Here is a 13,405-nt window from a genome sequence, read left to right on the forward strand (position 1 = left end):
TATGTAAACGCTGGCTACTCACTGTACAACCGATCAAAAAGCTCATCGATGCTATGGGCAATCCATTTGGGGCGACTCAGTGCCAAACGCTCTGGCGTATGCACACCGTAAGTCACGCCTATTCGATCCATGCCAATCGCTCGCGCCATTTCCAAGTCGTATTCTGTATCGCCGACCATCACCGCTCGCTCGACGGGCACTTCAAGCTCAGTCAACAGCTCCGTAAGCATTTGAGGATGTGGCTTCGAGCGGGTTTCATCCGCCGTGCGGCTGGCGTGAAACCAGGCACCGCTGTCGGTCTCAGCAAAAATGCGGTCGAGGCCACGGCGACTTTTGCCGGTCGCTACCGCTAGCCGCTGCTGCTCACGACCGCGCAAACGGGCGATCTGCGCCTCAACCCCGGCAAAAAACAGCATCGGCGTCGCATCCGCCGTCACAAAATGGTGCGAATAACGCTCACGTAGGCGTTCGGCCTGAGCTGGTAAAATACCTGGGCAAAGCTGGGCAATGGCCTCAGGCAGCCCTAACCCAATAATATCTTCCACCTCCGCCGCAGAGAGTTCTCCCCACTCGGCCTCCAGCGCAGCCGCCTGCATGCACGACACTATCCGCGGCACCGAGTCCATCAAGGTGCCATCCCAATCAAATATAATCAGCTCGTACTGCATGGCAGCTCCTTATCAAGGGCGGATTAGTAAACGGCTTATTGGCGAGCACGCTTAAGCGCTTCTTCCAGCGCCTCTGGCAGTGGCGCTTTGACGGTCACCGGTCGACCATTGGTGGGCTCGGGAAAGGTAAGCGCACGCGCATGCAGAAACAAACGCCCCAGCCCTAATTGCTTGGTAAGAAAACCGCTTTCACGGGTGGCGTATTTATCGTCGCCCAGCAGTGCATGGCCTGCATGGGCAGCGTGCACACGAATCTGGTGGGTGCGCCCTGTCACTGGTTCGGCTTCAATCAAGGTGGCTTTTTCGAACGTCTCGACCACCGAGAAATGAGTACGCGACACTTTACCATTGGGATCAACCCTTACCCGACGCTCGCCATTGCCCGCATCAAAGCGATCCAAACGCGCGCTTTCGTAGGTTTTACGCGCTGGCCAGCGCCCGCTCACCAAGGCCAGATAGCGCTTATCCATGCCGTGTTTTTTCAGTGACTCATTAAGCGTCACCAACGAATCGCGGGATTTGGCCAGCAACAAGCAACCAGACGTATCGCGATCTAAACGGTGAACCAACTCCAGGAAGCTCAAATCATCGCGCACCTGGCGCAGTGCCTCGATCAAACCGATTTTAACCCCGCTACCACCATGCACCGCCAAGCCTGAAGGCTTGTTGAGCACCATCCAATCAGGGCCTTCCATGATAACGCTGCCCACTAACAGGTCGCGTAAATTATCACTCACTTCCTTGACCGCCTCACGGGGCGCCAAGCGCAGCGGTGGAACACGAACTAAATCGCCCGCTTGCAAACGGTAATCCACCTTTACGCGCTTTTTATTAACGCGCACTTCGCCTTTACGCACGATGCGATAGATAAGCGCCCGTGGCGCTCCTTTGAGCCGCGTCATGAGAAAATTATCAATTCGCTGCCCAGCCTGCTCTGGGGCAATATCCACCCACTGTACTTCACGCCCTTCGGACATTGCCGCTTGCTCCTGCTGTAATTCGGTGACATCAGCTAAAAACGGCATTCTAGCGTAGACCCAAGGGCATTGCGTCAATTGCTGGTCGTTGTCTTTACTGTTATATTCCAAAACGTTCACCAGCCAAGCACAGAAAGCTTTCTTGTCTACCGCTAGTGACCTAGCTAATAGATAGCTAATTCGTTAATTTGGTTAGCAGAAAACGTCAACGCTGAGCTCGGTTAATGCGCCTGCCCGACTAACACGCAGGCCTGAACACGAAAAACGACGCCAGTGTACGCATTGCCCGTTTTTCCAGTATCAACATCTGATCTAAAAAAATGCAGTAAATCTGCCGCCCGTTTTTTATGCCGGCAGATGAAGGTAAGCCTAGCCCTTAACGGCAGGCAGTAACTTAACAACGCCACGCCCTGAGCAGCCCCCTCCTTTCTCGTCACAAGGCGCTGGCTGACTCCGGGCGACAAGTTCAACGCTGTGCCGGTGGCCGGCGTTGGTGAATCGATGAATGCCAGGTGTCGGCGGTGTCAGCAGGGCCGGATGGATGTGACAACCACCGGAACACGTCCTGCCTCCGCCACGTACTCAACGCCCTACTGGCCGGGTTGGCTATGATGCCTTCCCGGCTTGACGCGTCAGCATTGCAATGCGCCGAGCACAAGCACGCAGCACCCAGCGGTTCGCCTACGTCACCCCATAGGCAGTTCGCCGGTACGCAACGCTATGCGAGACAACATGAAACGGATGCTTATTAACGCGACACAGCCCGAAGAGCTGCGCGTCGCCTTAGTTGATGGACAACGCCTTTACGATTTAGATATCGAATCCGGCGCTCGAGAACAGAAAAAAGCCAATATCTATCGCGGTAAAATCACTCGCGTAGAGCCCTCACTTGAAGCTGCCTTTGTCGATTACGGCGCGGACCGCCACGGCTTTTTGCCGCTCAAAGAGATCTCAAAAGAGTACTTTGTAAAAGACGTTTCCGGACGTCCCAGCATTAAAGAAGTACTCAAAGAGGGCCAAGAAGTCATCGTTCAGGTCGACAAGGAAGAGCGTGGCAATAAAGGCGCCGCGCTTACCACCTTCGTCAGCCTGGCTGGCCGCTTTTTGGTATTGATGCCCAACAACCCGCGTGCGGGTGGCATTTCTCGCCGTATCGAAGGCGATGAGCGTAGTCAGCTCAAAGATGCCATGGGTCAATTGACCGTGCCGGACAAAATGGGCCTGATCGTGCGCACTGCTGGCATTGGCCGTAACCCAGAAGAGCTGCAGTGGGACTTGGATTACCTGGTTCAGGTGTGGGAATCCATTACCACCGAAGCCGCTAAGCGCCCTGCCCCGTTCCTGATCTACCGTGAATCCAACGTCATCATTCGCGCCATGCGCGACTACTTGCGCCAGGACATCGGCGAAGTCTTGATCGACAGCCCTGAGATTCACGCCGAAGCGCTGGGCTTTATTCGCCAGGTCATGCCCTCGTATCAGCAGAAGATTAAACTTTATGCTGATGAAGTACCGCTGTTCTCGCGCTTTCAGATCGAATCGCAAATCGAAACGGCCTACCAGCGCGAAGTAAAGCTTCCTTCCGGTGGCTCGATTGTGATCGATCACACTGAGGCACTGGTCTCCATCGATATCAACTCGGCCCGCGCCACCCGCGGCAGCGATATCGAAGAAACCGCCCTACAGACCAACTCTGAAGCCGCCGACGAGATCGCCCGCCAGCTTCGCCTGCGCGACATCGGCGGGTTAGTCGTCATTGACTTTATCGACATGGGGCCAGCGCGCAACCAGCGTGAAGTTGAAAACCGCATGCGCGATGCGCTTAAGCTAGACCGCGCGCGGGTGCAGATTGGTCGCATCTCACGCTTTGGCCTAATGGAAATGTCCCGTCAGCGCCTGCGTCCTTCACTGGGTGAAACCAGCGGCGTGGTCTGCCCGCGCTGTAACGGCCAAGGCACTATTCGCGATGTACGTTCGCTGTCTCTGTCCATCATGCGCCTGATTGAAGAAGAGGCGATGAAAGAGAACAGCGCGCAGATTCGCGCTATTCTGCCGGTACCCGTCGCTACGTATCTGCTCAATGAAAAACGCAGCGTACTGGCGGATCTCGAGTCCCGCCAAAATGTTCGCGTCGTTCTGCTACCCAATCCTGATATGGATACGCCCCACTACGACGTTCAGCGCCTACGAGATGATCATTTAGACGAGGATGACACTCAAAGCCTTTCGAGCTTTGAACTCTCCACGGATACCGAAGTTGGTAAAGAGCCGACACCCAGCTTCGTACCGCCCGCTCAACGCGCTGAAGCAGCGGTAAAAAGCGTTACGCATAACGCCCCCGCGCCGGCATCGCTGCAAACCGAAGAGAAAGCGCCTGCTGCTGCCCCGGCGGCGAAAGTAGCACCGACGACCAGCGAGCAACCCAGCGTCATTGGCCGCTTTATCCGTGGCTTCGCTAAGTTGCTAGGCAGCGACGAAAGTAATGCTGAAGCTACGCCAGAGCCCAAAACTGAAACCCCGGCGCCGCGCAAGCCAAGCGAGCGTAAAACCAATCAGCGCAGCAGCGAGTCGCGGCAGAAGCCCTCACGCAATGAGCGCGGCGACAACACTAGCCGTAACGAGTCGCGCAGCGATAACAGCGCCCGGTCTGAGCCAAAAACTGAACAAAAAGCCGAGCAAAAAAGCGAGCAACGCACCACTGCTCCGCGTCCTGCCGGTGACGATAACAGCGACAAGCGCAGCGGCCCCAGCCGCACCCGCAATCGTCGTCGTCATCCCCAGCAAGACGATGCCACCGAAGAGTCGGCCAACAAAGCGCCTCGTAAAGAGAGCCAGTCGGATAGTTTTGGCAAAGATAGCTCTGGCAAAGACAGTTCTGGAAAAGACAGCTCTAAAAAGAGCAATAACGGCAAAAGTGCAGCGCCGAAAGAGTCGCGTCGCGAGGCTAGCCAAGACAGCCAACCCGATGAAACTGCCAAACAGCCAGAAGCCAAGCAGGATGACGGCAAGCCGAAGCGTACGCGTAACAACCCGCGTAACCGCACACGTACCCAGGCGATCAACCCAAAAGCAGAAGCCGAGCAGTTAAAGCTGCAGGCAGAAGTGGCAAATGAAGCGCCAGAAACCGCTGAACCTGCGGATGAAGCGCCTGTCGCACCGACAACCGAAGCGTCAGACGCGAAAGCTTCGGCACCGGAAGTAGAAGCACCAGCTTCAGAAAAACCGGCTTTAGAAGCACCAACTGCCGAGACACAGAATGCTGACGTCGCCGCCTCTGCCGATGAATCCACTCAACCTGCTTCTGAGACCGCTGAGCAGGAAGCCGCTGCCAAGCCGAGTGAACCCGTCACCAGCGAAGAGCCCGCACCTGCTGCTGCCTCTGAAACAACGGAACCTCATTCTGAAGAGCGTAAGACTACATCAGCGCCACCTGAGGTGAACTCAGAAACAACCGAAGCTAACTCGGAGCCTGCTGAAACTGAGCAAACTGCTGATAACCAGCCAAGTGCTAGCGAATCGGTAGCACCTGAAGCTATCGAACCGCCTGCGGCCAACGCGGTCGATCCGGCGGCCTCTATTGAAGAAGCTGCCGCTGAGCCTCTCAGTAGCGCTGACACGGATCAAAGCAGCGAACAGCGCCAGCCTGAAGCGTCAACTTACGCCCAGGAAACTCGCCAGGAAGCAGTAACACCAAGCGTTTCTGAGAGCGCTTCTGAGCGTGACGATGCGGCCTCTTCAGTTGAAGAGCCATCCAGCAGCGAGCAAAAGCAAGCTGAGGAAAAGCAAGACGAGGAAGAAAAGAGCGTCGCACAGAATAGCGGCGACCTAGAGGCGACTGAAGCAGAGCCTCAGCCTGCTCAGCCGATTGCTAGCGAAGCACCCGCTGAAGACGCAGTCACTGAAGAAACACCTAAGCCACGTCGCCGTCGCACACGGGCTCACAACGATCCGCGTGAAAAGCGTAAACAGGCGCAACAGGACACCCACTCCGAGTAAAATCGGTAGCGTGTTGCAACAGCAAAATCCCCGCTTAAGCGGGGATTTTGCTGTTTAGGAGACGCCTTTTAAAAACGGCAGAAGGATTCGCTGGAAAAGGGTGTTAAGGATTAATAAAACGTGGCTCGGGTTCTAACAGCACGCCAAAGCGTGTTTTTACTTGAGCGGCGATATAGTTGGCGATTTTCATCAAGCCGAGGCGATCACCGCCACCAAAATGCACCAGCACCAGCGCTTGATGCTGGTGTACGCCAAAGGCGCCGTCGCGCATTCCTTTTAAACCGCACTGGTCGATCAACCAACCTGCCGCTAACTTTGTTTGCCCTCCCGCCTGGGGAAAATGGGGCATCGCAGGATACTGACGCGAAAGCTGTGCTGCCTGCTCATCACTTACTAGAGGATTTTTGAAGAAGCTTCCCGCGTTGGCAAGCACCTCAGGGTCGGGTAGCTTCTCGCGGCGAATAGCACAAACGGCTTCAGCAACCTCAAGCGGCGAGGGTGTGGCAGATAACCGCGCGGCAAGGTCGCCGTAATTCAGTTGCGGCGCTGGCATGCGTGATAAACGCAATATTAGCTGGGTAATCACAACACTATCGGCTAACTCGCCTTTAAAGATACTGTCCCGGTAAGCAAACGCGCACTCTTGAGTACTTAACCAATAACAGTGTCCAGTGGCGAGCTCCATGACCTGCACCGCTTGCAGCGTGTCAGCAAGCTCAACGCCGTAGGCGCCAATATTTTGCACCGGTGCCGCCCCGCAACTACCAGGAATTAGCGCCAAGTTTTCGATTCCCCACAACCCCCGTGCGGCAGTCGCCATGACTAAGGCGTGCCAATTAACCCCAGCGCCCACTTGGGCAAACACATCCCCTTGTTGAGCGCCTTTTGGATGTCTCAACCACCATTGCTTTAAGGCTGGGCGTAGCACCAGGCCCGGCAACTGCTCAGGCAGCAGTACATTGCTGCCACCGCCCAGCAACGTCACGGGCCAGCCCTGAGCGTGCGCATAAGCGAGTGCAGTGCGCAGTGCTGACAGCGTGCCCGGCGCTGCATAGTGCTCGGCGTGACAAGGTAGCCGCAGCGTATTGGCAAGGGTTAAATCAATATTGGTCTGCAGATTAAAAGCCGCCACCTCAGCGCTCACGTTTGAGGTGTTGAATGAGCCCGTTTGATGCGGCTTCAATCATATTTAGAACGTTTTCAAAGCCCTCATCCCCGCCATAATAAGGATCAGGCACCTCTGTACCAGGCGTCCCGGCAAAATCTAAAAACAGGCCGACATGAGCCTGGCTATTGGCGGGTTTCAGTTCAAGTATGGCTCGCAAATTGTTCTGATCCATACCCAGCACGTAATCAAATTCAGCAAAATCCTGTACATTTAACTGGCGGGCACGCAGGCCACTTAAATCGATACCACGGCATAAGGCCGCTTGCTGGGCGCGCGAGTCCGGCGCTTTGCCAACATGCCAACTGCCGACCCCGCAGGAGTCTATTTCAACGTCGTCGACTAGCCCTGCTTGCTCAAGGGCTCGGCGAAAAACACCTTCTGCGGTGGGCGAACGGCAAATATTGCCTAGACACACAAATAACACTTTCACAACAAATCTCCTTAGGCGCTAGACAAACAGCGCACGCACACGGGCTAAATCCCCGGCAGTATCAATACCCGCGGGATTTACCTCACAGGCTAAGGCTACCTGTATCGCGTGGCCGTTTTGTAGCGCACGCAGTTGCTCAAGCTGTTCAAGTTGCTCCAGGCTAGAGGCGGGCCAGTCACGGTAAGACGCTAGAAAACCCGCGCGGTATGCATAGAGGCCGATATGGCGCAGCCAAGCATCGGTCGCCAGTAGCGTGGGCGCCTGTTTGAAATGCTCCCGATCCCAGGGAATGGGTGCACGCGAGAAATACAGCGCTCGACCCTGCAGGGTGCGCACCACCTTGACCACGTTGGGATTAAACAGCGTGTCGACATCGTTGATCGGCTCCGCCAGCGTGGCAATCGATGCCTCGGGGTCATCGGCCAAGCGAAGGGCCACTTGATCAATCAAGGCAGGCGGAATCAAAGGCTCATCGCCCTGCACATTAACCAACAGAGCGTCATCCGCTAGCGCTAAGATATCAGCCACTTCGGCTAAGCGGTCAGTGCCCGAAGGATGATCGTCGCGCGTCATGATCACCTCAGCACCATAGGGCAGCATGGCATCCCGAATGCGGCTATCGTCCGTGGCCACCACAACCCGGCTGGCATGGCTTTGGCATGCGCGACGCCATACGTGGGCGACCATCGGCTCACCGGCAATTTCTAACAGCGGCTTGCCGGGCAAGCGGGTGGAGCCATAGCGTGCGGGTACTACAACCGTAAATTCAGGTACGGCGACGTCAGAAGAAGCCATTAAACGCCTCCGGATTGTCCTGAAGCGCGTCCCGAAGCGCTCCCTGGCGCGCGACCAGGGGAAGTAGGCAGCTTCTCATCGGCATCCATGGCACGGGCTTCTTCCGGCAGCATGACGGGAATCCCCTCTTGAATGGGATAGGCCAGGCCATCGTAGTGGCAACGCAACTCTTGGGCATCGCGGTCATATTTCAGCTTGCCGTTACACAACGGGCAGACCAGCATTGCCAGCAGTTCCTTATCCATGCGCGTGACTCCTTTAGGAAAGTGCCGACAGCCGCGCTGCCAGCCAGTGTTCAAATTCGGGTGGAAGCGCTGCTTCCACATCTAGTACCCAACTATTCGGCGGTGCCAGGGCATAACATTTAACGGCATCTTTGGCTGTCATGATAATCGGACGGATATCTGCAAATTTTAGCGCGTCAGCGCTGTAATGCTGATGATCGGCCAACGGGTGCCAGTCACCACTGACCCCCAAATTGGAAAGCGTGCGAAAAAAACGCCCGGGATTGCCAATCCCCGCCACTGCGTGCACTGGCAGCGTAAACGGCAGCGGCGCTAGCGAAAACCGAGCACCGTCATCTAAGCGGCGCCAATATCGCGGTGCTAACTGCATAGTGGTAACAGAGCCAACCGGCAACGCCTGCTGTGAATCACCATTGACAATCACGGCATCAACGCGTTGCAACCGGCTGGGCGATTCGCGCAGCGGCCCGGCGGGTAAGCAGCGACCATTACCTAAACCGCGGGCACCATCAACCACGACTAGCTCAATATCCCGCGCCAGTGCCAAGTGCTGCAAGCCATCGTCGCTCAAAATAATATCGCAACCCGCCGCCACTAGCGCCTGCACGCCGCGTGACCGTTTGGGGTCTGCCACTACCGGTAGCCCTGTCTGCTGCGCGAGCATCAAGGGTTCATCGCCGCTTTCGGTAACATTAGTGGCGGCGGTGACAAACAAGGGATAGTGCGAGGATGTTCCGCCATAGCCGCGGGTAACAATACCTGGCGACCAGCCCTGCGCCACCAGCCAATTGCCCAACCACGCCACTAACGGCGATTTCCCGGTCCCGCCTAAGGTAATATTGCCGACCACAATTACCGGCACGGGGGCCTTCCACGTAGCCTTCTTACCACGCTGGTAGGCCTGTTCACGGCGGGCCATTCCCCATTGATAAAGCGCCCCTAAGGGCTTCAGCGGCCAAAGCCAACGGCTGCCCTGATAGGCTCCTTGCAGCCAACGCTCTGCCAGTGTCCGGCTCTGTTGCCCTTTTTTAGGCAAGGTCATAATGCTTCTTGAAACTGCAACTGATGCAGCGCTGCATAGGCGCCATCGGCATCCAACAAGGCCTGATGGGTGCCCTCTTCAATAATACGCCCCTGATCCATCACCACGATCCGGTCGGCCCGTTCGATGGTGGACAGGCGGTGGGCAATCACCAATGTAGTGCGCCCCTCACAAACGCGTTCCAGCGCTTTCTGAATATAGCGCTCGGATTCCGTATCCAGCGCCGAGGTGGCCTCATCCAGTACCAGCAGCGGTGCATCTTTGAAGATAGCTCGGGCAATCGCTAGCCGCTGACGTTGCCCACCCGAGAGCATCACGCCGTTTTCGCCTACGGTGGTCGCATAACCATCGGGTAGTTTATCGATAAACTCGTGGGCATAGGCCGCTTCAGCCGCCGCTTGAATAGCCTGTGGGTCAGGATTAGCCACCCCATAGGCAATGTTATCGGCAATTGAGGCATTAAATAGCGTCACCTGCTGGGAGACCAAGGCAATCTGCTGGCGCAGCGGCCCAAGCGCGTACTCATCAACATTGACGCCATCAATGGTGATAATGCCTTGGCTAGGCCGGTAGAAGCGCGGCAATAGGCTCACCAGCGTAGATTTGCCACTTCCCGAGCGACCGACTATCGCCACCAGCTCACCTGGCGCCAGCCGTAGATTAATTTCATGCAGTACTTCGGGTTGGTCGTCGGCGTAGCGGAAGCTAACCTTATCGATAACGACCTCACCGCTTAAACGGCTGGCAATACGCTTACCGTTATCCTGCTCCGGCGTCATATCCAGTAGACCAAAAAGCTCTGAAGCTGCCGCCAACCCCTTCTGAATCTCACCGTTAATCTCAGTCAATTGGCGCACCGGTTTGATCATCAGGGCGGCGGCCGTAATAAAGGCGACGAACTCACCGGGGGTCATGTTCTCCATCAGGGAGGGCGCCATCGCCAGCCATACCAGCAGCGCCATTGAGATCGCCACCAGCATCAGAATTACCGGCGAGCTAACCGCCCGGGTCATGGCCTCTTTCATACTTTGGCGACGATTCTCTTCACTCACTCGCTCAAAGCGGTGCTTTTCATAATCTTCTGCGCCATGGGTGCGCACTACGCGATAGCCAGACAACGCTTCCGACGCAATATGGGTCACATCGCCCATAGAGTGCTGAATGCGCTTGGAGATACGCCTAAAGCGCTTACTGACGTAACTCACTACGACAGCAATAATCGGCGTCACGCCTAAAAACAGTAGCGTGAGCATCCAGTTGGTCCAGAGCAGATAAAGCACCAGGCCGACGACGAACAAGCCTTCACGCAAAATAATCGTCACCGCCTTGGTGGCCGCCCCTGCCACTTGCTCGACGTGGTAGGTCACCCGCGATACCAGTTGACCGCTGGAGTGGTGGTCAAAAAACCGGCCAGGCAGATGAAGAAGATGAGCAAATACATCGCAGCGCAGAGTATGAATCACGTAGCGACCCACATAAGCCATAAAGTAAGTACTTAAAAAAGTACCTACCCCGCGGGCGGAGAACATAATAATGACAAACAGTGGCAAGAAGAACCGGAAGGCCGCATCCGGGTTTTGAATGCCATCAATCAGCCGCTTCATCATTTCCGCCAGTGCGGTACTCGACGCGGCGTATACCACAAACCCCACCAGCGCCAACGAAAACGCGCGCCAATGTGGCTTAACATAGCCCAATAACCGCTTGTAAATACCCCAACTTGAATCAGCCACACGCGCTCCCGGCAATAGTGTGCAATGCGGTGAATTCTACCTGATGGCGACGTGGTTCAACACCGATTGCGTCGACTTGACCCTGGTCGCGTCGTTCTAACCTCTAAAGGACGAGCAGCTTCCAGCCAGAAACGCAGTGCGCCGTCTTGAGCCGTACTCCACAAACAGCTTTCCTGATCACGAAAACGGCGCACGACGGCATCTACCGGATGCTGAAAAGGGTTATCACGTCCTGCGCTAAAAACAACATGTTCAGGGGCGGTATGACGTACGAACTGAATACCCGAACTCGTTCCACTGCCGTGATGCCCCGCGACAAGCATAGAAACAGGCGAATCCACTTCTAGCAAAAAGCGTCGCTCTATCTCGGTACTTACATCCCCCGTGATGAGCAGCCGATGCTCGCCTACACTGACTTCCAATACGCAGGATCGATCATTGGGTGATAACGCATTAGCGCCTGCTGGCGGCCATAAAAAGCGATAATTAACACCATCACGCTGCCAAGTTTGACCTTGTTGGCACGCCCGACTCGCTATTGGCAGCGTTTCACCCGCAGGGGCAGTCCACTGAGTAACCTGATGCTCCGCTAATAGCGCATTAACGCCACCCGCATGGTCGTTATCGGCGTGACTAACGATCACCTGATCAAAGCGCTGACCCGGCGACCACAGCGTTTCCAGCGGCATAAAACCGCCGCGAAAGCGCGGTCCAGTGTCATAAAGCAGTCGATAATGTTCACTGCGCAGCTCTATCAGCTGCCCTTGCCCCACATCATGCACACTCACTCGAAGCCCCTGCTGGGGAGTCATCGACGATAGCGACCACCAAGGCAGCGCCACCACCAATGCTGTAGCGGCTAGCCGCATCCCCGGCAGCACCGCAGGCAATCCCCAACAGAGTGACAGTAGCAACAGCGCAAAGGCCAGCGGATAGGTTAATGGCCGATCAGGCTCCCATAGCGGCCAATGCTGAACAGAGAGGCTCAACAGTAAATGGAAAATATTAAGTGCGGCCTCAAACAGCCACCACAAAGCATGACCTAGAAAAGGCACCGGCGATAATAACCAACCCAGTAACGCCGTAGGCACCATGATGGAACTCACCCACGGCACGGCCACCAGGTTAATCAGTGGAGCGGCGGGCGCTATGCGCCCAAATGCTACCAGCACAGCGGCGGCCATTAGCGGTGCAAGCAGCAACTGCGATCTGACCAGCGCCCAACACCAGCCTTTAATACCCTGGGGCCGCCGCCGCCCCTGCCAAATAGTGATTAACCATGCCACCGCCAAAAAGGAAAGCCACATACCGGGCCGCCACAGAGCCAACGGATCAACGAGAAGCACCAGCGCAATGGCCAGCCACCATCCTTGCCATGGGCTTGGTGCATGTCGACCACTAAGCACCCACAGGCCAATCAACGTCATCACCATGGCACGCATAGCGGGCGGTGCCATCCCGGCAAGCGTGGCGTAACTGATGCAGGCTACCGCCGCCACCCACCAAGGCCAAGCGCGCATGCGCCAGTTGGTAGGCGTCGTTAAGCGCGCTCCGAGCTTGGCAAGCATCAATACAAATGATGTCACCAGCCCAACATGTAAGCCTGAAATAACGACCAGATGGGTTGTACCGGTCGCATTCAACAATGACCAGTCATCTTGGGTAAGCTGTTCGCTATCACCCAGTGTCAGCGCCGCCAACCAGCGTTTAGTGCGCTCATCCAGCGCCTGCCGGGCTAAAAAACCCACCCCCAACTGACGCAGCGATGGCCCGGCGGAAGCTAGCCGAACCGGCGGTGGATCTTGGCGCAGATACCCAGTGGCGTGAATTCCCTCACGCCATAGCCACTGCTCATAATCAAACGTACCGGGGTTGGCAAAACCACTGGGAGGCCGCAAACGTAGCGTCATTCGCCACTGTTCACCGGGATAAAAAGCTTCATCGCTATAAGCCGTTACCCGCACCTTGTTTATCACCGAGCAACGTGGTCGTTGTGCCGGGCCTTGGCAGCTATCAACACGCAGCATCAGACGCGTTGCGTCTCCCGACGGCTGAGCGTTCAGCACAGTGGCTTCAACGACTATATCCTCACCACTCAGGCCTGTCGGCAAACGGCTCGCCCATTCATGCTGAACGCCTGCAAATACCCATAGACCCATCAGTAGCCATATACCTCGGCGGGGTTGCCACGCCACTATCAACAACGCGGCGACCAGCACCCACCCAAACGCATTTGAGGTCATCCCTACAGCATGGCTGTACCATGCCAAAATCCCTCCAGCGAGAGCTGCAAGTGCAGCGGGCATGGCGACCCCTAACCGCATAGAACTCTCCCTGGCGAATGTTCATTG

At 56.2% G+C, this 13,405-nt stretch carries 10 protein-coding genes; 1 reads left to right on the forward strand and 9 read right to left on the reverse strand.

Going from position 1 to position 13,405, the window contains the following annotated elements:
- Positions 1–14: 14 nt before the first annotated feature.
- Complete coding sequence (locus CXF87_RS07595; protein WP_101146198.1) at positions 15–668, reverse strand: HAD family hydrolase; 654 nt, start codon at positions 666–668, stop codon at positions 15–17.
- Between the two features lie 35 nt (positions 669–703).
- Positions 704–1,645, reverse strand: a complete 942-nt coding sequence (locus tag CXF87_RS07600; protein ID WP_101146199.1) for an RluA family pseudouridine synthase — start codon at positions 1,643–1,645, stop codon at positions 704–706.
- Between the two features lie 732 nt (positions 1,646–2,377).
- Here CXF87_RS07600 and rne point away from each other — a divergent pair.
- Entirely contained in the window at positions 2,378–5,641 is a 3,264-nt protein-coding gene (gene rne, locus CXF87_RS07605; protein WP_101146200.1) for a ribonuclease E, read from the forward strand.
- 103 nt (positions 5,642–5,744) lie between these two features.
- Here rne and murB read toward each other — a convergent pair whose 3' ends face one another.
- The 7 genes from murB to CXF87_RS07640 are packed head-to-tail and all read right to left on the reverse strand — an operon-like array spanning position 5,745 to position 13,378.
- A complete protein-coding gene (gene murB, locus CXF87_RS07610) occupies positions 5,745–6,773 on the reverse strand; it encodes a UDP-N-acetylmuramate dehydrogenase (RefSeq protein WP_232774781.1) in 1,029 nt (342 codons plus the stop codon).
- A 1-nt stretch (position 6,774) separates the two neighbouring features.
- Positions 6,775–7,239: a low molecular weight protein-tyrosine-phosphatase gene (locus CXF87_RS07615; RefSeq protein WP_101146202.1), complete on the reverse strand. Its 465-nt coding sequence runs from the start codon at positions 7,237–7,239 to the stop codon at positions 6,775–6,777.
- 18 nt (positions 7,240–7,257) lie between these two features.
- On the reverse strand, positions 7,258–8,034 hold the full coding sequence (gene kdsB / locus CXF87_RS07620) for a 3-deoxy-manno-octulosonate cytidylyltransferase (RefSeq protein ID WP_101146203.1): 777 nt from the start codon (positions 8,032–8,034) through the stop codon (positions 7,258–7,260).
- Positions 8,034–8,279: a Trm112 family protein gene (locus tag CXF87_RS07625; protein WP_101146204.1), complete on the reverse strand. Its 246-nt coding sequence runs from the start codon at positions 8,277–8,279 to the stop codon at positions 8,034–8,036. Before CXF87_RS07625 ends, kdsB begins: the two co-directional genes overlap by 1 nt.
- Before the next feature lie 13 nt (positions 8,280–8,292).
- Positions 8,293–9,321, reverse strand: coding sequence for a tetraacyldisaccharide 4'-kinase (gene lpxK / locus CXF87_RS07630; protein ID WP_101146205.1), 1,029 nt, complete (start codon positions 9,319–9,321; stop codon positions 8,293–8,295).
- Entirely contained in the window at positions 9,318–11,054 is a 1,737-nt protein-coding gene (gene msbA / locus CXF87_RS07635) for a lipid A export permease/ATP-binding protein MsbA (RefSeq protein ID WP_101146206.1), read from the reverse strand. Before msbA ends, lpxK begins: the two co-directional genes overlap by 4 nt.
- A 56-nt stretch (positions 11,055–11,110) precedes the next feature.
- Entirely contained in the window at positions 11,111–13,378 is a 2,268-nt protein-coding gene (locus CXF87_RS07640) for a DNA internalization-related competence protein ComEC/Rec2 (RefSeq protein ID WP_101146207.1), read from the reverse strand.
- Between the last annotated feature and the right edge of the window lie 27 nt (positions 13,379–13,405).

Source organism: Halomonas sp. MES3-P3E (assembly GCF_002836035.1).
Classification (GTDB): Bacteria; Pseudomonadota; Gammaproteobacteria; order Pseudomonadales; family Halomonadaceae; genus Vreelandella; species Vreelandella arctica.

Bases quoted from the DNA above. Each gene is read 5' to 3' on its own strand.
- lpxK (WP_101146205.1), bottom strand. From the start codon at position 9,321: ATGACCTTGCCTAAAAAAGGGCAACAGAGCCGGACACTGGCAGAGCGT.
- CXF87_RS07625 (WP_101146204.1), bottom strand. From the start codon at position 8,279: ATGGATAAGGAACTGCTGGCAATGCTGGTCTGCCCGTTGTGTAACGGC.
- CXF87_RS07595 (WP_101146198.1), bottom strand. From the start codon at position 668: ATGCAGTACGAGCTGATTATATTTGATTGGGATGGCACCTTGATGGAC.
- kdsB (WP_101146203.1), bottom strand. From the start codon at position 8,034: ATGGCTTCTTCTGACGTCGCCGTACCTGAATTTACGGTTGTAGTACCC.
- CXF87_RS07640 (WP_101146207.1), bottom strand. From the start codon at position 13,378: ATGCGGTTAGGGGTCGCCATGCCCGCTGCACTTGCAGCTCTCGCTGGA.
- rne (WP_101146200.1), top strand. From the start codon at position 2,378: ATGAAACGGATGCTTATTAACGCGACACAGCCCGAAGAGCTGCGCGTC.
- CXF87_RS07600 (WP_101146199.1), bottom strand. From the start codon at position 1,645: ATGTCCGAAGGGCGTGAAGTACAGTGGGTGGATATTGCCCCAGAGCAG.